Raw genomic sequence first — 18,733 nt, forward strand, 5'->3', positions numbered from 1 at the left:
TCAGGCGCCCCCCGTCTGCACGCGATAGGCGGCCAGCAGCATGCGCGCGCTGATGCGGATATGCGCCTGCGCCACGGGTTTCAAGGCCACGTCGAAGCGCACCTTGTCTTCGGCCATCACAAAATTGATCATGCTGCCCATCGCGTAGACCTCATCCGAATCGGACACCGTCAACAACGCCAGGCCACGGCTGGCGGCCAGCATCTCCTGCAGCGCCGTTTTTTCCAGCGCGCCCAGGTACAGCACGTGCAGCCCGGCCAGCGCTTCGCCGCGGCGCACTTTTTTCACCTGCACGGCGCGGCCGTTGACGCTGTGCCCGGCCACGCTCTGTTCGAGCTGCTCGGCCAGCGCATCGGCGCCCGCCACGCCGATCACCAGCGGAGAGTCGGGCCGGACAAAACTGCCGTCTGGCCACTCGACATAACCGGCAAACTTGTACAAATACGCGGCCTTGACCTGGCGTTCCAGTTCACCCGGCACCTGCGCCCGCGCCTCGGCGCACAGCACGCCCAAGAGCAGCAATAGCCAGCCCCAGCGAAGAGGGCGGCGGCCGGCGCCGCGCACGGGGCGGCGCAGGGGGCCAGGATGACGCCACCAGGACCAGTTCAAAATTGCCATGACTACCGAGTAAAGAGAATGCATACGAAGGCGCGGCACCATGCCGCTTGCCGGTTCGGGCGATGCACACCAGGGTGGCGCAGCGACAGAGCGCCTGCCAGCCCAAAGTGGTAGCAAATGTATAAAAGAGTGTACGCATTTTCGCTGTTACCGGGGAAAGTTTCTTTTACCGTCGACCATGCTACAGTCTCGCCACCCTTACCACCGCATGCAGGAGTCCGCCATGAGCAACACACTCGCCCCCCTCTCCACCGCCGTCGGCCTGGCCTTGCAGGCGAAGGGCCTGCTGCTGGCCACGGCCGAATCGTGCACGGGCGGCGGCGTGGCCCAGGCCGTCACCGACATCAGCGGGTCGAGCGCCTGGTTCGAACGGGGCTTCGTCACCTATTCCAACGGGGCCAAAAGCAGCATGCTGGGCGTGCCCGCCGGGCTGATCGCCGCACACGGCGCCGTCAGCGAGGAAGTGGCCGCCGCCATGGCGCAGGGAACGCTGGCGCACAGCGATGCCCAGGTGGCCGTCTCGACCACGGGCATCGCCGGCCCCACGGGCGGCGTGCCCGGCAAGCCCGTCGGCACCGTCTGCTTCGGCTGGGCCATGGACGGTCGCGCACAAACAGAACGCCGGGTATTCGCCGGCGACCGGCAAGCCGTGCGCGAACAGGCCGTCCTCCATGCGCTGCAGGGGCTCTTGCGCTTTATCCAGTAGCGTCGGCGATGCAGGCGCGGTCGCGGCCCGCCTGCTTGGCCGCATACAGGGCGCTGTCGGCGCGCAGCAGCAGCTCGTGGCGGCCGGCGCCATGGCGCGGATACTCGGCGATGCCCGCCGAAAAGGTGCAGCCCGTCAAGCTGTGCGGCACCTGCCGGATCAGCAACTGGCGGTAGCGCGCGGCGATATCGTCGATCTTGTGCGCGGCGATGACGCTGTCAGCTTCGCGCAACAGCAGGCAGAATTCCTCGCCGCCATAGCGGCACACCATGTCGCTGCCGCGCAGCTGGCTCTCCACCAGGCGCGCGAACTGGATCAGCACTTCATCGCCAAAGTTGTGCCCATACGTGTCGTTGACGCGCTTGAAGAAATCCAGGTCGATGATGGCGATGGCCACGGGCGCATCCGCATCGGCCGCGTGCAGAATGGCATTGAGGCAGGTTTCAAAATGGCGGCGGTTGTACAAGCCCGTCAGGTGGTCGCGCATGGCCTGTTCCTTCAGGCTGTCCTGCAGCGAATTGACGTGCAGGATCTGGTGCGCCAGTTCGCGGTTCAGGTGCTCCAGCTTGACGTTTTCCGTCTCGCGCGCCGCCTGCAGCTCCAGCGCCTTGTCGCGCTCGGCCTTCAGGCTGTGCATTTCCTTTTCCAGGTTGCGCATCAGGCTGCGCGAGGCGCGCGCCGACTTGCTGCTGGCCTCGAACACGGCCTGGTATTGCTGCAGGAAGCCGTACGCCGCCTGCCATTCGCCCAGCTGGGCATTGATCTCGGCCAATCCCCGCAAAATCTGCTGCTGGTGAAACGGATTGCGCGTCCAGCTCAGCAGGCTGTGCGCCTGCGTCAGCGAGGCCAGCGCCTGCGCCGTCTGGCCCGCGTGCAGGTCCAGTTTGCCGCGCACCAGCCACGCATGCATCTGCTCTTCCAGGTCCTGGCCGCGGCGCGCATACTCTTCGGCGCGCAACAGCAATTGCAAGGCGCTATCGGGCTGCCGCAGCAGGATGGCCGCATGGGCGGCAATGCAGAACAAAAAGGCGCGGACGGCCAGGTCTTCTTCCGGCCACTCGTAAAACGGTTCCACCAGCGCCAGCGCCTCGGCCGGCTTGCCCGTGGCTAATAAACACATGGCCAGGTTGGCCGAGACGATGGTTTGCTGGTATTTTAATTTTTGCGTGCCGATGATCTCGAGCGCCTCGACCAGCAGGGGAATCGCATCTTCATCGTTGCCCAGGTCATGCTGCGACGACGCCAGGTTCGACAGGCTGTTGACCCGGTGCGCGGGGCTGCCGAAACGTTCGGCGATGTCCAGCGCCAGCAAAAAATTGCGCGGGCCGTCCTGCGTATCGCCACGGTTCAGAGCATCGACGCCCAGGCGCGCATACAGCATGAATTTGTGCAGCGAGTCGGGGATCTGCGCGGCCTGGCTGCGCGCCTGCAGGAAATGCTGCTCGGCGTCGGCAAAGTCGCCGCGCCGGCTCGCATACGCGCCCTGCAGGGCGGCCACTTCCATGCCCCCTTCCAGGTCGCCGCTATGCTGGAAATACACGTGCAGGCGCTCGCACGACGGTTCAGCCTCGCCCGCGTAATACGCCAGCCAGCAATGATTCAGTTCCGCATACGCGCCACCGCGCGCATACTGTTGTCGTTGCGCCGCCGCCAGCGCCATCTGCGCCAGCCGGCGTGCCTGGCGGCGGTTGCCGACCAGGCAAGACAGGGCTTGCTGATTCAAACGGTCAATGTCGGCTTTATCGAGACTGGAGATCGGCACTGCGTCCTCGTTCACACTCTGGGGGTGGATTTTTCACACAAAACTTGCTCTATATCAATGGTATCCTGATTAACATCATAACCAGATTCGCTGTTCCGCATGGCATATTCGCAAACGATTGTGGTAAAAATGCCAGTCGTGGCCTGGCCTGGCGCCCGCGCCGCTGTCACGAATCTTTGATTGTCACTGACGCAACAACTTGGAGTAGTCGCAATGCAAAACACGGTACATTTCATCCTGCAGGGCAAGGGCGGCATCGGCAAGACCCTGGTATCGACCCTGCTGGCCCAATGGATAGGCGGCAAGGACGACACGCCCTTGCGCTGCTATGACACCGATCAGGAAAACGCCACGTTCTCGCGCTACAAGGCGATGCAGGTCAAGCACGTGCCCGTGATGACGGATGCGCGCAACATCGACCCGAAACGCTTTGACGCGCTGATGATCGACATCCTCGACACAGACGGCAACTGCGTGATCGACAATGGCGCGAATACCTTTTCGCCGCTGATGGGCTATCTGCTGGAAAACGATTGTTTCTCGCTGCTGGAAGAATCGGGCCGCAAGGTGTACATCCACACCATCGTCGGCGGCGGCGACACCTTGCACGATACGGCCACGGGTTTTGTCGCCACGGCGCAAGCGACGAAAGTGCCGCTGGTGCTGTGGCAAAACGAACACTTCGGCCTGCTGCAATCGGCGTCCGGCAAGCAGTTTATCGAATCGCAGTCGTATGCCGACAACCGCGCGCGCGTCAAGGGCAGCATCACCTTGAGCCAGCGCAATCCCGACACCTTCGGCGCGGATGTCAAGAAAATGAATACGGCACGCCTGACGATGCAGGAAGTAATGCAGAACGACAAATTCAACATCATGGAAAAACAGCGCATCAAGGTCGTCTACCGCGACATCTTCGAACAACTCGACAAGGTGCAATGGTAGATGGACCAGCACAAACTGCGCAGCCATGTGTTCGACAAGACGGGCATCAAGATCGACGTCGATGACCCGATATTCGCCCTGGTGGCGCTGAACGAAGCGGTGCTGGCGGAAACCGTCGAGCGCCAACTGGCCCTGCTGGACGCCGCCACGCAGGCGCTGGCGGCCCAGGCGCGCGCGGCGGGCGGCTTGCCTGAGCTGCCGCCCGCGTCCTTGGCCAGCCTGGCCAGCCCTGCCGATAAGGCGGCGATGCCAGCGGCCGGCTTTACGCCGCGCGAATGGCGTTTGCTGGGCGCGGCCGCCATCGTCTCCGTCGCCTGCGCGCTGCTGGTGCTGGGCGGCGCGGCCCTGCTGTATAAACTGTAGCACCGAGCGTAGCACTGTCGCGCTGCGCCAGCCACGAGCGAAGCGCAGCGTCTTCCCCACCCTAGCCTGGAAGCATGCATGAAACCGATCAAATTGCTGGCCATACCCGCCCTGTTGCTGTCGCTGTACGGCGCCCCCCTGAGCCTCGCCCACGCCGCCGGTGCCGCCGTCGCGACGGCAGCCACGAGCGTGCCAAATGTTGCCTACGAAAAATACACGCTGCCGAACGGTCTCGACGTGATCCTCGTGGAAGACCATAAATTGCCCGTCACGGCCGTCAATGTCTGGTATCACGTGGGTCCCGCGAATGAAGCGCCGGGCCTGACGGGCTTTGCGCACTTGTTCGAGCACATGATGTTTGCCGCCACCAAGCACGTGCCGCGCGGCATGGCCGACCAGTTGCTGGAAGGGGCGGGCGCCACCGATTCGAACGGCAGCACAGATTTCGACCGCACCAATTATTTCGACACGGTGCCGTCGAACCAGCTGGAACTGGCCTTGTGGGCCCATTCCGACCGCATGGGCTATCTGCTCGACGTACTCGACCAGACGGCGCTGACGAACCAGCAGGACGTGGTGCGCAACGAACGCCGCCAGAGCGTGGAAAACGCACCGTATGGCATCGTGCAGGAAGCCCTGTACCACCAGCTGTTCCCGAAGACCCACCCGTATTACGCCAGCGTCATCGGTTCGCATGCGGACATCCAGAATGCGAAGCTGGCCGACATCAAGGAATTCTTTACCAAATACTATGGTCCCAACAATGCCAGCCTGGTGATCGCCGGCGACATCGACAAGGCGAAGACCAAGCAACTGGTCAACAAATACTTCGGCAGCTTCAAGAGCGGCCCCGCCGTGGCCAAGCCCGATGTGGTGACGCCGCCCATCACGCAGGAGCGCCGCATCGTGGTGCAGGACCGGGTCGAGTTGCCGCGCGTCTTCATGGCCTGGCTGACGCCGTCCGCCTACGCCAAGGATGACGCGGAATTGTCGATGGCGGCGCAAATCCTGGCCGGCGGCAAGTCCAGCCGCCTGTACAAGTCCCTGGTGTACGACAAGCAAATCGCTCAGGACGTGGGCGCCAACCAGAGCTCGAACGCCCTCACCTCCGTGTTTACCATCGACGTGACGGCACGCCCCGGCCACCAGCCCGAGGAAATCGAGCAAGCCATGCAGGCGGAGCTGGAGCAATTGCGCGCCAAGGGGCCCAGCGAGAAGGAACTCGAACGGGCCCGCAACAGCATCGAGACGAGCATGCTGAGCCAGGTGGAAAAAGTGGGCGGCAACGCCAACATGATGAACCAGTACAACCAGTACCTGGGCGACCCCGGCTACCTGGGCAAGGATATCGAACGCTACCGCCAGGTGACGGCGGCTGGCGTGCAGCGCGCCGTCGACACCTACCTGAAAAACCAGGCGCGCGTGGTCGTGTATGGCGTGCCGGGCACGCCGGACCTGGGTCCGGAAGTGGCGACGCCGGCGCCGGGCAAGGTCAAGGCGGCGCCGGGCACGGCCATCAATGCGGACGAGCCGTGGCGTAACAAGGTGCCGGCCGCCGGTCCCGCGCCGAAGATCGTGCTGCCGCAAGCGACGTCCTTCACCTTGAGCAATGGCTTGACGGTGATCCACAATTACAACCCGGCCGTGCCGCTCGTCTCCAGCCAGCTGGTGGTAAAAAGCGGTTCGGGTGCCAATCCGCTGGCGCAGCCGGGCTTATCTAGCTTTACGGCGCAGTTGTTGCAGGAAGGCACGGCCACGCGCAGCGCGTCGCAAATCGCCGACGACGTGGCGCAGCTGGGCGCTTTCCTCGGCACGGGTTCCGGCGCGGATGCCTCGTTCGCCCAGCTGACGTCGCTGAAAACCACCTTCCCGCAAGCGCTAGACGTGCTGGCCGACGTGGTGCAGCACCCACAATTCCCCGCGGCGGAAGTGGAGCGCCAGCGCGCCAGCCGTATCGGCGAACTGGCGCAGCAGCGCGAAAACGCGGGGGCCGTGGCGGCCCGCGTGGAAGCGGCGGCCCTGTATGGCCCGCAACATCCGTACGGCACTATCCAGCTGGGCACGGAAGCGGCCCTGAAAGCCACCAGCCGCGCCGACCTGCAGGCGTTCTGGCAGCAGCATTATGTGCCCAACAATGCGGCCCTGATCGTCTCGGGCGATATCGACGCAGCGCAATTGAAGAGCCTGGCCGAAGCCAAGTTCGGTAGCTGGAAGGCGGGTACGGTGGCGCCTTCCGTGACGGCGGCGCCGGCCACGACGAAAGCCAGGCTGATCCTCGTCGACAAACCGGGCGCGCCGCAGACGGCCGTGCGCCTGTCGACCATCGCCGTGGCCCGCACGACGCCCGACTATGCGCCGCTGCAAGTGATGAATGCGGCGCTGGGTGGCTTGTTTACGAGTCGGCTGAGCAATAATTTGCGCGAAGAGAAGGGCTACACGTATGGCGTGCGCTCGCAATTCCAGTACCGCAGCCAGCCGGGCCCATTCTCGATCGCCGCCGGCGTGCGCACCGACGTGACGGGTCCGGCCGTGTCGGAAACCTTCAAGGAAATCCGCGCCATGATCGCCAAGCCGTTAACGGTCAGGGAATTGTCGAATGCGCGCAATTCGCAGGTGCTGTCGCTGCCGGGCCAGTTCGAGACGAATGCCAGCATCAGCGCCAGCATGGCCAACGTATATATCTACGGCCTGGGCCTCGACTACTACGCGACCCTGCCGCAGCGCTTTGCGGGCGTGACGGACAAGCAGGTGCAGCAGGTGGCAAAAAAATACCTGCAGCCGGAAAAGCTGATCGTCATCGGCGTGGGCGACAAGGCGAAGATCGCCCCGCAATTGTCGAAGCTGAAACTGGCGCCCGTGGAATTGCGCGATGCCGAGGGTAACCTCAAGGAGGGTAGCGCCAAGTAAGACTAGCGGCGCTTGAACAGCGCCGCTTTATCAACCAGCGCCGCGATCGCCACACCGGCCGTGTAGGCGATCAAGTCGGCCCAGCCGAAGGTGGAACCGAGCACCAGGTGCCCCAGCGGATGCGCACGCAACTCGACGAGCCAGGGCGCCTGGACCAGCTGGCCGAATTCCACGGCAAAGCAGATCAGCAAGGACCACAAGGCCAGTTGCCACGTGCGCATGCGCGTGGCGATGATGCCCAGCGCAAAGACGATCATCATGGCCCACAGGGCGTCGCCCGGATACTTGCCGAGTGCGGCGGGAAGGAATTGGGGATAAGCGCGCGAGGCCAGGCCCAGCGCGATGACAGCCACGGTTGCGCCCACCTGCAGCAGGCGGCGGCGTTCAGGTTTTACCAGGAACATATTTCCATTCAAAGACACAATTCGGACCGAACCATTGCGGCCCATCCGATATTGTACTGCGCGGCCGTGTCCGCCTGTAGCCTAATGCGCCTGGACCCGCTCAGCCCAGGTCGACACTCTCCGCCAGGAAATCAAGGAAAACGCGCACGCGCAGCGGCACATGTCCGCCTTGCCCCACGAAGACGGCATGCACTTCCTCGCTGTCGCCGGGATTGCAGTCTTCCAGCAGCGCCAGCAAACGGCCGGCGGCGATATCGGCACGCACCTGGAAGGCGGCCAGGCGCGCCAGTCCCAGTCCCGCCAGCGCCAATTGCCGCAAGGCTTCGCCATCGCTGGCTTGCGCATTGCCCGTCACTGGCACGACGACGTCGCCCTCGGGCAAGCGCAGCGGCCAGCCGGAGCGGGCGCGCGCATAGTTGGCGTCAAGCAGGTTGTGCGATGCCAGCTCGGCCGCCAGCAGCGGCGTGCCGCGCCGCGCCAGGTAGGCTGGTGCCGCCACGATCAGCATGCGCGTCTGGCCCAGCTTGCGCGCCAGCAGGCTGGAACTTTTCAGGGGACCGGCCCGCACGGCCACGTCCGTGCGCTGCCCGAGGATATCGACGACGGCATCCGTGAGCACGATGTCGAGCGTCACCTCGGGATAGCGTTCCAGGAACAGCGGCGCCAGCGGCAGCAAAAAATGCTGGCCGAACGGCACGTTCGCATTCACCCTGATCTTGCCGCGCGGCACATCCTGTACGCCGGCGCAGCGCTCGGCCTCGTCCAGGGCCGCCAGCACGTGCATGCCCCGTTCGTACAGGCCGCAGCCTTCGGCCGTCAGTTGCAGCTGGCGTGTGGAGCGGTTCAGCAGGCGCGCGCCCAGGCGCTCTTCCAGCCGCGAGACGAGCTTGCTGACGGCCGAGGGCGTCATGCCGCAGGCGCGCGCGGCGGCGGAAAAGCCGCCCAGCTCGACCACGCGCACAAACACTTCCAGCTCGCCGGAACGATTCACATCCAGTCTGGCCATTGTGAATTCAACTCATAAATGTTCTTCAATGAGATAGTCTAGTGCATAAATGGCTTTGCTTTCATCATGCGGATATTCCCCTTGATGAAGCGAGCCGCCATGCAACGACTTTCCCTCCTCCCCGCCGCCATGCTGAGCCTGGCACTAAGTGTTTCCCCCGCCCATGGAGCCGAACCTGGGCACGCCTGGCTGGCCAGCTGGACGGCCAGCCCGCAAGCCGTGTGGGGCAGCGATTTCCTGTTCCCCAGCAACGTACCGGCCGTGCTGCAAGGACACACCGTGCGCCAGGTGGCGCGCCTCAGCGTGGGCGGCCCGCGCATACGCATCGTGCTGTCGAATGCGTACGGCAAGGTGCCGCTGCGCATCGGCACGGCTACCGTGGCGCTGGCGGACGCCGCGTCGGCGATCCGCCCGGACAGCCTGCGCACGCTGACTTTTGCCGGCCAGCCATCGGCCATGATGTCCCCCGGCGCGCCGCTCATCAGCGACCCCGTCGAACTGTTCGTACCCGACCTGGCGCGGCTGACGGTGAGCATCCATTTGCCGCAAGCCAGTCCCGTCTCCACGTTTCACTGGGATGGACGCGAGACGGCGTGGATCGCCCCGCATGACCAGACGCGCGTTATCCGCATCGATGACGCGCAAACCACCACGGCGCGTCTCTTGCTCAGTTCCATCGAGGTGGAAGCGGCGCCGGCTGCGCAAGCGGTGGCCATCCTCGGCGATTCGATTACCGATGGCGCCAGCGCCAGCCTGGGGAAGGACACGCGCTGGCCCGATTTCCTGGCCGCGCGCCTGGCTCCACAGGGCGTGGCCGTGATCAATGCGGGCATTTCCGGCGGGCGGCTATTATCCGATGGCATGGGAGTCAATGCCCTGGCGCGCTTCGAGCGCGACGTGCTGGCGCAACCGGGCGTGCGCACGGTGGTCGTGTTGTTGGGGATCAATGACATCAGCTGGCCCGGCACGGCATTTGCGCCACGGGGACCACGCCCCACGCTGGAGGAACTGACAAGCGGCTACGCCCAACTGATCGCCCAGGCCCGCAGCCGCGGCGTGCGCGTGGTCGGCGCCACCTTGACGCCGTTCGCGGGCGCCCTGCCCGGCACGCCGTTGAGCGACTATTATCAGCTTGATAAAGATGCGCTGCGCCTGCAGCTGAACGCGTGGATACGCGGCAGCGGCCATTTTGACGCCGTGCTCGACTTCGACGCCTGGATGCGCGACCCGGCGAATCCGCTGCGCCTGCTACCCGCCTACGACTCGGGCGACCACCTGCACCCGGGCGACGCAGGCAACCGGGCGCTGGCGGAAGGAATCGATCTGTCGCTACTGCTTAATAATAGTAAAGATCAATCGCCCAGGCCCGCGTACAAGGCCGTGCTCAAGTAGCGCTCGCCAAACGACGGGATGATGGTAACGATGGTCTTGCCTGCGTTTTCCGGACGGCGTGCCACCTGCAGGGATGCCCACAGGGCGGCGCCCGACGAGATGCCGACCAATAAACCTTCATCGCTGGCGGCCAGGCGCGCCGTAGCGAACGCGTCGTCGTTCTTCACGCAGATGATTTCGTCGTAGATGGCCGTGTTCAAGATCTGCGGCACGAAACCGGCGCCGATGCCCTGGATCGGGTGCGGCCCCTTGGTACCTTTCGACAGCATCGGCGACGCTTCCGGTTCCACGGCAATCACTTGCAGACCGGGCTTACGTTCCTTCAACACTTCACCGATGCCGGTGATCGTGCCGCCCGTGCCCACGCCAGCGATGACGATATCGACTTGCCCATCCGTATCGCGCCAGATTTCCTCGGCTGTCGTGGCGCGGTGGATGGCGGGATTGGCCGGATTGTTAAATTGCTGCAGCATCAGGTAGCGCGGCTCGGCCGCCACCATTTCCTCGGCCTTGCGGATGGCGCCCAGCATGCCTTCGCTGCCAGGCGTGAGCACCAGCTCGGCGCCGTAGGCGCGCAGCAGGATGCGCCGTTCGCGGCTCATGGTGTCGGGCATGACAAGGGTGCAACGGTAGCCGCGCGCGGCGCACACCATCGCCAGCGCGATGCCCGTGTTGCCGCTGGTGGGCTCGACGATGACGGTATCGGCATGGATCTTGCCCGCTGCTTCGGCCGCAACGATCATGGACAGGCCGATGCGGTCCTTGACGCTGTGCGCGGGATTGTAGAATTCGAGTTTGGCCAGGATGGTGGCCACACTGCCGGCGGCGATGCGGTTGATGCGCACCAGGGGGGTGTTGCCGATCAGTTCAGTGACGTCGTTGGCGATGTTCATGGGAGTCTCCACAGCAATTACAGAAGAATCCAGTCTACCGCTTTTTCACGGCAGCGCACGTGGTGCGCTGCCGAAACTGAACAATTACTTCACGTCCAGCAATTCCACGTCGAAGATCAATGCCGAGTTCGGCGGAATGTCGCCATTGCCGGCGCCGCGCGGACCATAGGCCAGTTCGCCTGGAATGATCAGGGTGCGCTTGCCGCCCACTTTCATGCCGGCCACGCCCTGGTCCCAGCCCTTGATGACCATGCCCTTGCCGAGCGGGAAGTCAAACGGGCCACGGCCCACGGAGCTGTCGAACTTCTTGCCGCGCGAATCTTTCGCCAGGGGACGGTACAGCCAGCCCGTGTAGTGCACGGTGACGTTGCTGCCGGCGGACGCTTCCTTGCCAGTGCCGACCTTGTTGTCGATCACGATCAGTTTATCGGCGACAGGGCCGGGACTCAGCGAGACGGCGGAGGCGGGAACAGGCGCTGGCGCCTGTGCCTGCGCCAGCGACGCGGCGACGGAGCAGATCAGGGCAAACAAAACGGAGCTACGCGTCATGATGTATTCTTTCAGTGAGTTTCGGTGAGATCCCTGCAGTCCAGATAGCGCAGGGACAACAATAATAGCAAACCGCTGCCCGAAGTTGAAAACCCTGTCACAAGACTTACACTTTCCACGCCCGCTGCCGGCGCGCAAAAAGAACTGGTGCTGCCAGAGTGGACTTAGAGCCTTAGACAAGGTCCGGCAAGGCTGAGGCACCAGGCTGGCGCAAGCTTTTCAGCGCATGGGCGGCCGCCACCATGCCGAAGCTGGCCGTCACCACCACGCTGGAACCGAAGCCGGCGCAATTGAGGCCCGTGACGCCGGCGGGCGCGCTGCCATCGATGGCGCATGCTTCCGCGCTCTCGGGCGTGCTCAACGGTTCCATGGAAAACACGGCGTCGACATTGAATTTGTTTTTCACGCCACGGGGAAAACCATATTCGGTGCGTAACAGTTTGCGTACACGCTTGAGCAGCGGTTCCTGCTCCGTTTTCGACAAATCGCGCACGGCGATCAGGGTCGGGTCCGTCTGCCCGCCCGCGCTGCCGATGGTCAGCATGGGGACATTGCGCGCGCGGCAATACGCGATCACGGCCGCCTTCGCCTTGGCATTGTCGATGGCGTCGACCAGATAGTCGAAATCGCGCCCGCCCAGCAATTGCTCCAGATTATCGGGGGTAATAAAATCCTCGATCTGCGTGACCTGGCACAAGGGGTTGATCAGTTCGATACGTTCGGCCAGGGCCGTGATCTTGGCCTTGCCGATGGTGTCGCTCATGGCCTGGATCTGGCGATTGATATTCGATTCGGCAACATTATCCAGGTCGATCAGGGTCAGGCGGCCGATGGCGCTGCGCGCCAGCGCTTCGACGATCCAGGAACCGACGCCGCCCACGCCGATCACACAGACGTGGGCGGCGCGGAAGCGTGCCAACGCGGGGGCGCCGTACAGGCGGGCAATGCCGCCGAAACGCCGTTCAAAATCGATCTCGGTCAAGTCCATGGAAATTAGTTCATTGGTGGAGGTATGCATGGCGCCATTTTAACGGACACTGCGCTGGCAGATATTCTAAAATAGCCGAATTGACACAGCGACAAGCCGCATTGTCGCCGCGCCCCCACACCGCCCACCTCGAGAACTCGCCATGACCGCTCCCCTGTTCGACTCCGTTCCCGGCTTTGACCAGCCCATCGCCGTGCTCAAGCATTGCCACGACAAGATCCGCAAGCAACTGACGACCCTGCAAAATCTGCTGGGCCACCTGGGACAGAACGGCAACACGCCGGAAGCGCAGCAGGCGGCCAAGGCGGTGTTGCAATATTTCAATAAAGCCGCCCATCTGCACCATGATGATGAAGAGCAAGACCTGATGCCCATGTTGCAGGCGACGGCCACGGGCGAGGACGCGGCCCTGCTGGCCACCCTGGTGCCGGAAATCCTGGCCGACCATCAGCGCATGGACCAGGCCTGGCTGACCCTGCGCCCGGAACTGGACGCCATTGCCGCCGGCACGGACTCGCAGCTGTCGCACGATGGCGTGCGCGACTATGTCGCCGCCTACCAGGCCCACATGGCCAAGGAAGAGGGTCAGCTGGCACCGATGGCCAAGCGCCTGTTCAGCGCGCAGCAGATGGAGCAGCTGGGCACGGCCATGCAGCGCCGCCGCGGCATCGCGCCCGATGCGCCGGAAGCGCCTGCAGTGCCGGACGCGGCCGCCGTGCTGGCAGCCATGCGCACCGACTACGTGCAATCGAGCCTGAGCGAGACGGATGTGCTGGCCGATCCCATCGCCATGTTCCAGAAATGGTTTGCCGAAGCCGTCAAGGCCCAGGTGATGGAGCCAAACGCGATGGACTTGTCCACCGTCAGTCCCGAAGGCAAGCCCAGCTCGCGCATCGTGCTGATCAAGCAGTTCGACGAGCGCGGCTTTACCTGGTACACGAATTACAACAGCGACAAGGGCCAGCAGCTGGAACACAACCCGCACGCCGCCCTGCTGTTCTTCTGGCGCGAGCTGGAACGGCAAGTGCGCATCGAAGGCACGGTGGTGAAAACCACGGCGGCCGAGAGCGACGAGTATTTCAATATGCGTCCCCTGCAAAGCCGCTTGTCGGCGATTGCCTCGCAGCAAAGCGCCCCCATCGATAGCCGTGCCACGCTGGAAAGCCATTACGAAGCCGTGGCCACCGCCCTCGGCGACGCGCAGCCACCGCGCCCGGCCCACTGGGGCGGCTACCGTCTGCAGCCGGAGCGCATCGAATTCTGGCAGGGACGCCGTTCGCGCTTCCACGACCGCATCGTGTTTACTCGCGGTGCCGACGGGCAATGGAGCATGCAGCGCTTGCAACCATAAGCAGGCTAATCAAGGCGGCGCAAAGCAAGCTGGTCAATATAGGTGTAGGCTATGAGGGTAGAAGTTACTAAATGACATTGTTTCTCAATTTGCGGCCCCAGCTGAGGTCGCTGCATTGGAGGCCATTTTGTTTGTACAAAACCAACTCAAGTCCTGGATCGCCGGTATCCGCAGCAAGACCGCCTTGCCGCTGCGCATCGAATTATGGAACGGCCAGCACGTCGACCTGTCCAGCGAAACGCCGCGCGTCACCATCCGCCTGCCGACCGTCGCCTCGGCGCGCTATCTGCTGAACCCCTCGCTGGCCAATCTGGGCTCGGCCTATGTGGAAGGCAATATTGAAGTCAGGGGCACGGCCCAGGACATGATTTCCATCTGCAATGCGCTGGCGCGCAATACCCTGAAACCGGAAGGCAAGCTGGCGCGCATCGTGCGCAGCTTTACGCACGACAAGAGCAAGGATGCCGAAGCCATCCGCTACCACTACGACGTGTCGAACGCGTTTTATGAACAATTTCTCGACCCCGCTCTCGTGTATTCCTGTGCCTATTTCGAACATGGCGATGAAACCCTGGCGCAAGCGCAGGTCAAGAAGATCGACCATATCCTGAAGAAAATCCAGCTGCAGCCAGGCCAGACCTTGCTCGACATCGGCTGCGGCTGGGGCGCACTCGTCATCCGGGCCGCGCAGCAATATGGTGCCCGCTGCGTGGGCGTGACCCTGTCGGAAAACCAGTACGCGCTGGCGCGCCAGCGCGTGGCGGCAGCCGGCCTGGCGCACTTGATCGAGATCCGCCTGCAAGACTACCGCGACGTGACGGGCCAGTTCGACCGCATCACCAGTGTGGGCATGTTCGAGCACGTGGGTTTGAAACATTTACCCGAGTACTTTGCCATCCTCAACAAGCTGCTGGCGCCGGACGGCATGGCGATGAACCACGGCATCACCTCCACCGACCCGGAGAATGGCGAAACACCGTATGGGGGCGGGGAATTCATCGAGAAATATGTGTTTCCGCACGGCGAGCTGGCGCACATCGGCAATGTCCTGAAAACCATGCAGCAAGGGGGGCTGGAAGTGCTCGACGTGGAAAACCTGCGGCGCCACTATGCGCGCACCTGCGCACTGTGGACGGAAAATTTCGAAGCCAACGCCGAGCTGATCCGGCCGCTGGCGGGCGAACGGCGCTTCCGCATCTGGCACGTCTACCTGGCCGGCTGCGCCTATGCCTTCGAGCAAGATTTGATCAGCCTGTACCAGATCGTCTGTGTAAAGGCGGGCCGGCGCTCCGCCACCCTGCCCTGGTCGCGCAACTACATGTATGCGCAGGATGCCAGACCGGCCCCCGCGCTCACGCCCTGACAGGCGCGCGCCGCGCCGGGGACTGCCTCACTTCAGACGCCCCGCATACATGGCGCGGAACTTCTCCACCTTGGGTGCGACGACCAGCGCGCAATAGCCCTGCAAGGGATGCTGCGCCACGTAATTCTGGTGGTAATCCTCGGCCGCGTAAAAGGTGACTGCCGGCGCCAGCTGCGTGACGATGGGCGCATCCCACACGCCGGCCATCTCGGCGAGCACCTTGCGCGCCACGCTTTCCTGTTCGGCCGACTGGTAATAGATGACGGAGCGAAATTGCGTGCCGACATCGTTGCCCTGCCGGTTCAGGGTGGTGGGGTCGTGCAGCGTGAAAAAGATTTCCAGCAAGTCGTGGTAAGCGATGACGGCGGGATCGAATTCCAGGCGCACCACTTCCGCGTGGCCCGTATCGCCCGCGCATACCTGTTCATACGTAGGATCGGGCACGCCGCCCCCCGTGTAGCCGGACGCGACGCGCGTCACGCCGCGCACTTCCCCATACACGGCAGCGAGGCACCAGAAACAGCCGCCGCCGAATACCGCCACTTCCGTCTGTTGATGCATGATGTCCTCCCGCAACGCCTGTGCGACGTATCATTTCATTACTGTAACGCAAAGCGCCATGGTCTGCAGTGCCGCTTGAAACGGCGCGTGGCGCACCGCACATCAGCGTACGCCGGCCACGATTGCGCTGGCACGGCCGATTTTTGGCATAATGTCAGCAAATAGACAGGTCACCCATGAACACACGCTCTCCCCGCGCGCCAGCGCAAGAATTCGATACGACACATTTCCGTCAGGCATTGTCGCAGTTTGCCACCGGCGTGACGGTCATTACGACGCGCCTGGCCGACGGCAGTTTCCGCGGCTTGACGGCCAGTTCCTTCAATTCCGTTTCGCTGTCGCCGCCCCTGGTGCTGTGGAGCCTCGGTTCCGTGGCGAACAGCATGCCCATTTTCAGCGGCAACTCGCATTACGTCATCAATGTGCTGGGCGCCGAGCAGGCGGAACTGGCGCAGCGCTTTGCACGCCGCACGCCGAATCCCTTCGACGACGTCGAATACGAACTGTCGCGCACGGGCCAGCCCATCCTGAAAGGCGCGTCGGCCTGGTTCGAATGCCATAACCGCAGCCGCTATCCGGAAGGCGACCACGTCATTTTCGTGGGCGAAGTGGAACAATGCGCATTTGCCGCGCAACCGCCCTTGATCTTCCACAATGGAAAGTTCAATACACCGCCAGCCTGAGCGGGACAAAAAAAAATCCGCCGAGGCGGATTTTTTGTTTTACAGCGTAAAGTTGTACCCGATGCTGATACTCACGGCAACCGGGTCGAGCTTGATGTCCTGCGTCTGCCCCGTCGAGAATTTCGCCTTGGTTTTCAGGTAGGTCTTGACCACGGCCACGTCAGCAAACCAGCGCTCGTTGATGGCCACGGTGCTGCCGACCACCAGGCTGCCTGTCAGCTTGTTGTCCATGCGGTAGGTCACTGGTTTTCCACCCGGATCCAGCAAGGCCGTCATCTGGCCCGAGCCTTTTTCTTTCTGGAAATAGGCATACGTCAAGCCTGCGCCCACGTAAGGGCGGATCATCGCATTGGGCTGGAAGAAACGGTACTGGATGAAGGCCGTTGGCGGCAAGGCTTCGGCCGTCCCCAGCTTGCCCGTGCCCTTGATCGAACCATCACCCATCAGGTCATGCTTGTACGGCACACCCAGGATCATTTCAGCGGAAATATTGTCCGTAATCATGTAGGCAAAGGTCAGGATGGGCTTGGTATCGGCCTTGACGTCGGCTTTCGTACCCGGCAGTGCCGGTGCGGAAATGTCGCCACTGTCCACGTGCGGCGTGATCTTGTTGAGGCCGACCTTGGCCATCCAGGTGCCTGCGCTTTGCGCCGAGGCGCCTGTCGCCACGGTCATCGCGGCAACTGCGGCCAGTAAGCGCACGGCGGTATTCAAATGATTCTTCATCTTGTCTCCTGATCATTATGTGCGGATAGCTCAGGCTATCCAGTCTTGTCACTGCCAGCGCCAGCCACGTCCCGGGGACGCAGCCGGCGCGGCCATTCCTTACAGCCAGCCCCGCACGACCATGTCCTTGGCCACATAACGGGCCAGCAACAGGTTGTTGAACGGCGTAGGATGCACATCGTCGGCATACGCGTAATGGCTGACGTCGCCCGCTTTCAGGTTCGTGCCATTGCACACCAGCGAGCTGCCCAGGATATTGCCTGGCGCGCTCAGGTCGCACGCCGTCTCGCTGACATTGGTCAAGCCATACGGACCAGGATTGACGCCCTGGTCATGGCTGACGGCAAACACGTCGACCAGCAAGACTTTCGCATTGCCGCTCAGGCCACCGCTCAGTTCACCATTGAAGGCGCTGACCATGGCATTGATGAGCGCCTTGGTATTGGCATCCTTGCTCAAACCCGATGGCGTACCGGCCACGTCAGGCAGGTTGTTGACCACCACATAATTGGCGCCTTTGGCAATGATCTGATCCTTGACCAGCGCTACCAGTTCGGTGCCCGCTTGTTTCATGGCAGCAACCAATGCAGGTCCATTCGCTGCGGCGTAATCGGCGCCGGCCTTGGCGCCGGCAGCGGCGCCGGCGGCGTTACCGGTAACGGTGGCATCGGCTTGCGCCTTGGCCACCAGCGGGCCATACACGGTTTGCGAAGATATTCCCGAATCACCGGCAATAACGGCAGCTTGCACGGCAGCACCCACGATCGATGCGGAGGTGGCGCCTGGCGCTGCGGCGGCAGCCGCCACGGCGGCGCCGATGGCTTGCGCCGCCGTGGCAGGATTGGCCGCGTGAGCAGCGAAGGCCGCGACCAAATTGGTGGCAAAGGCTTTCGCGCCGGCAGCGGCACCAGCAGTAGCGCCAGCCGCCTGACCAGCAGCGGTGGCCTTCGCTTGCAAATCACCCAGCAAGAACAGCACATCATTACCGCCAGCCATCACGAACACGGCTTCCGTGCCGCTGAACTTGCCGCCGGACACGGCCAGGTGGTTCGCGATCTGCGTCACCACGGGCACGGTCAGGGCACCCAGCTCGCTGCCGGTCGCCTTGTTGTTCGGGCCAACCGGATTGGTCACGCGCGAGCCGCCCATGGCGTAGCCGTAGCAACCAGCATGCTTGACGCGCGGCACGGCCAAGCCCTTCAAGGCATTGCCTTCCAGGCCAGTCTCGGCGGCGCATGGCGCGGCCAGGCCGAATTGCGCGGCCAGGTGCTCGGTCCAGTTCTTGCCCGTCAGTTCAGGATTGATCTTGGTATTGTCGCCATTGATGGTGAACTTGCCGCCACCTTTCGCCGCCACCGTGCCGACGGCATACGAACCGACATCGGACAGGCTGTCGCCGAACGACACCTGCGCCGTGTATTTGACTTTCAAGGTTTGATCACCGCCACTGGCGCCGCCGCAACCTGCCAGGACAGCCGCAGCCAGCACGGCCAGCGCGAATTTTGTTTGATGCATTTTG

18 protein-coding genes are annotated in these 18,733 nt (G+C 63.3%); 8 read left to right on the forward strand and 10 right to left on the reverse strand.

Translation table 11 applies throughout. The features are described 5' to 3' along the window. Nucleotides 1-618: a YfiR family protein gene (locus tag ACP7EG_RS12425; protein WP_157751294.1), complete on the reverse strand. Its 618-nt coding sequence runs from the start codon at nt 616-618 to the stop codon at nt 1-3. Between the two features lie 223 nt (nt 619-841). On the opposite strand from ACP7EG_RS12425, the gene ACP7EG_RS12430 reads away from it, so the two are divergent. After that, entirely contained in the window at nt 842-1,324 is a 483-nt protein-coding gene (locus tag ACP7EG_RS12430; protein WP_426087840.1) for a CinA family protein, read from the forward strand. Here ACP7EG_RS12430 and ACP7EG_RS12435 read toward each other — a convergent pair. Then, nucleotides 1,314-3,086 (reverse strand): diguanylate cyclase, encoded by a 1,773-nt coding sequence (locus tag ACP7EG_RS12435; protein WP_426087841.1) that lies wholly within the window; start codon nt 3,084-3,086, stop codon nt 1,314-1,316. The genes ACP7EG_RS12430 and ACP7EG_RS12435 overlap by 11 nt on opposite strands. A gap of 213 nt (nt 3,087-3,299) precedes the next feature. Between ACP7EG_RS12435 and ACP7EG_RS12440 the strand changes: the two genes are divergently transcribed. From ACP7EG_RS12440 to ACP7EG_RS12450, 3 genes are all read left to right on the forward strand, one after another. Continuing rightward, entirely contained in the window at nt 3,300-4,028 is a 729-nt protein-coding gene (locus ACP7EG_RS12440) for a hypothetical protein (protein ID WP_071075359.1), read from the forward strand. Next, nucleotides 4,029-4,391 (forward strand): hypothetical protein, encoded by a 363-nt coding sequence (locus ACP7EG_RS12445; RefSeq protein WP_426087842.1) that lies wholly within the window; start codon nt 4,029-4,031, stop codon nt 4,389-4,391. Nucleotides 4,392-4,469: 78 nt separating this feature from the next. Then, on the forward strand, nt 4,470-7,298 hold the full coding sequence (locus tag ACP7EG_RS12450) for a M16 family metallopeptidase (protein WP_426087843.1): 2,829 nt from the start codon (nt 4,470-4,472) through the stop codon (nt 7,296-7,298). Between the two features lie 2 nt (nt 7,299-7,300). Here ACP7EG_RS12450 and ACP7EG_RS12455 read toward each other — a convergent pair whose 3' ends face one another. Together ACP7EG_RS12455 and ACP7EG_RS12460 are read right to left on the reverse strand one after the other, a co-directional pair. Next, nucleotides 7,301-7,702, reverse strand: a complete 402-nt coding sequence (locus ACP7EG_RS12455; RefSeq protein ID WP_282408387.1) for a DUF2809 domain-containing protein — start codon at nt 7,700-7,702, stop codon at nt 7,301-7,303. Between the two features lie 100 nt (nt 7,703-7,802). After that, entirely contained in the window at nt 7,803-8,708 is a 906-nt protein-coding gene (locus tag ACP7EG_RS12460; protein ID WP_426087844.1) for a LysR family transcriptional regulator, read from the reverse strand. 99 nt (nt 8,709-8,807) lie between these two features. Between ACP7EG_RS12460 and ACP7EG_RS12465 the strand changes: the two genes are divergently transcribed. Next, entirely contained in the window at nt 8,808-10,100 is a 1,293-nt protein-coding gene (locus ACP7EG_RS12465) for an SGNH/GDSL hydrolase family protein (RefSeq protein ID WP_426087845.1), read from the forward strand. Here ACP7EG_RS12465 and cysK read toward each other — a convergent pair. The 3 genes from cysK to ACP7EG_RS12480 all read right to left on the reverse strand — a co-directional run bounded on the left by cysK (nt 10,061) and on the right by ACP7EG_RS12480 (nt 12,560). Next, entirely contained in the window at nt 10,061-10,993 is a 933-nt protein-coding gene (gene cysK, locus ACP7EG_RS12470; RefSeq protein WP_096237982.1) for a cysteine synthase A, read from the reverse strand. The genes ACP7EG_RS12465 and cysK overlap by 40 nt on opposite strands. A gap of 84 nt (nt 10,994-11,077) precedes the next feature. Then, entirely contained in the window at nt 11,078-11,542 is a 465-nt protein-coding gene (locus ACP7EG_RS12475; protein WP_426087846.1) for an FKBP-type peptidyl-prolyl cis-trans isomerase, read from the reverse strand. Between the two features lie 172 nt (nt 11,543-11,714). Beyond that, nucleotides 11,715-12,560: a tRNA threonylcarbamoyladenosine dehydratase gene (locus tag ACP7EG_RS12480; RefSeq protein WP_071075352.1), complete on the reverse strand. Its 846-nt coding sequence runs from the start codon at nt 12,558-12,560 to the stop codon at nt 11,715-11,717. Between the two features lie 112 nt (nt 12,561-12,672). Here ACP7EG_RS12480 and pdxH point away from each other — a divergent pair, with 112 nt between their 5' ends. Both pdxH and ACP7EG_RS12490 read left to right on the forward strand, forming a co-directional pair. Then, complete coding sequence (gene pdxH / locus ACP7EG_RS12485; protein WP_426087847.1) at nt 12,673-13,881, forward strand: pyridoxamine 5'-phosphate oxidase; 1,209 nt, start codon at nt 12,673-12,675, stop codon at nt 13,879-13,881. Nucleotides 13,882-14,008: 127 nt separating this feature from the next. Next, entirely contained in the window at nt 14,009-15,244 is a 1,236-nt protein-coding gene (locus tag ACP7EG_RS12490; protein WP_426087848.1) for a class I SAM-dependent methyltransferase, read from the forward strand. 27 nt (nt 15,245-15,271) lie between these two features. Here ACP7EG_RS12490 and msrA read toward each other — a convergent pair whose 3' ends face one another. Further along, nucleotides 15,272-15,805 carry a peptide-methionine (S)-S-oxide reductase MsrA gene (gene msrA, locus ACP7EG_RS12495; protein WP_426087849.1) on the reverse strand — a complete coding sequence of 178 codons (534 nt, stop codon included), beginning with the start codon at nt 15,803-15,805 and terminating at the stop codon, nt 15,272-15,274. A 176-nt stretch (nt 15,806-15,981) separates the two neighbouring features. Here msrA and ACP7EG_RS12500 point away from each other — a divergent pair, with 176 nt between their 5' ends. Beyond that, nucleotides 15,982-16,488, forward strand: a complete 507-nt coding sequence (locus ACP7EG_RS12500; protein ID WP_096237985.1) for a flavin reductase family protein — start codon at nt 15,982-15,984, stop codon at nt 16,486-16,488. A gap of 39 nt (nt 16,489-16,527) precedes the next feature. Here ACP7EG_RS12500 and ACP7EG_RS12505 read toward each other — a convergent pair whose 3' ends face one another. Together ACP7EG_RS12505 and ACP7EG_RS12510 are read right to left on the reverse strand one after the other, a co-directional pair. Next, nucleotides 16,528-17,214: an OmpW/AlkL family protein gene (locus tag ACP7EG_RS12505; RefSeq protein ID WP_426087850.1), complete on the reverse strand. Its 687-nt coding sequence runs from the start codon at nt 17,212-17,214 to the stop codon at nt 16,528-16,530. Between the two features lie 99 nt (nt 17,215-17,313). Next, nucleotides 17,314-18,729, reverse strand: coding sequence for an SGNH/GDSL hydrolase family protein (locus ACP7EG_RS12510; protein ID WP_426087851.1), 1,416 nt, complete (start codon nt 18,727-18,729; stop codon nt 17,314-17,316). Between the last annotated feature and the right edge of the window lie 4 nt (nt 18,730-18,733).

The sequence above is a fragment of the Janthinobacterium sp. PSPC1-1 genome (genome assembly GCF_049897625.1).
Taxonomy (GTDB): domain Bacteria; phylum Pseudomonadota; class Gammaproteobacteria; order Burkholderiales; family Burkholderiaceae_D; genus Janthinobacterium; species Janthinobacterium tructae.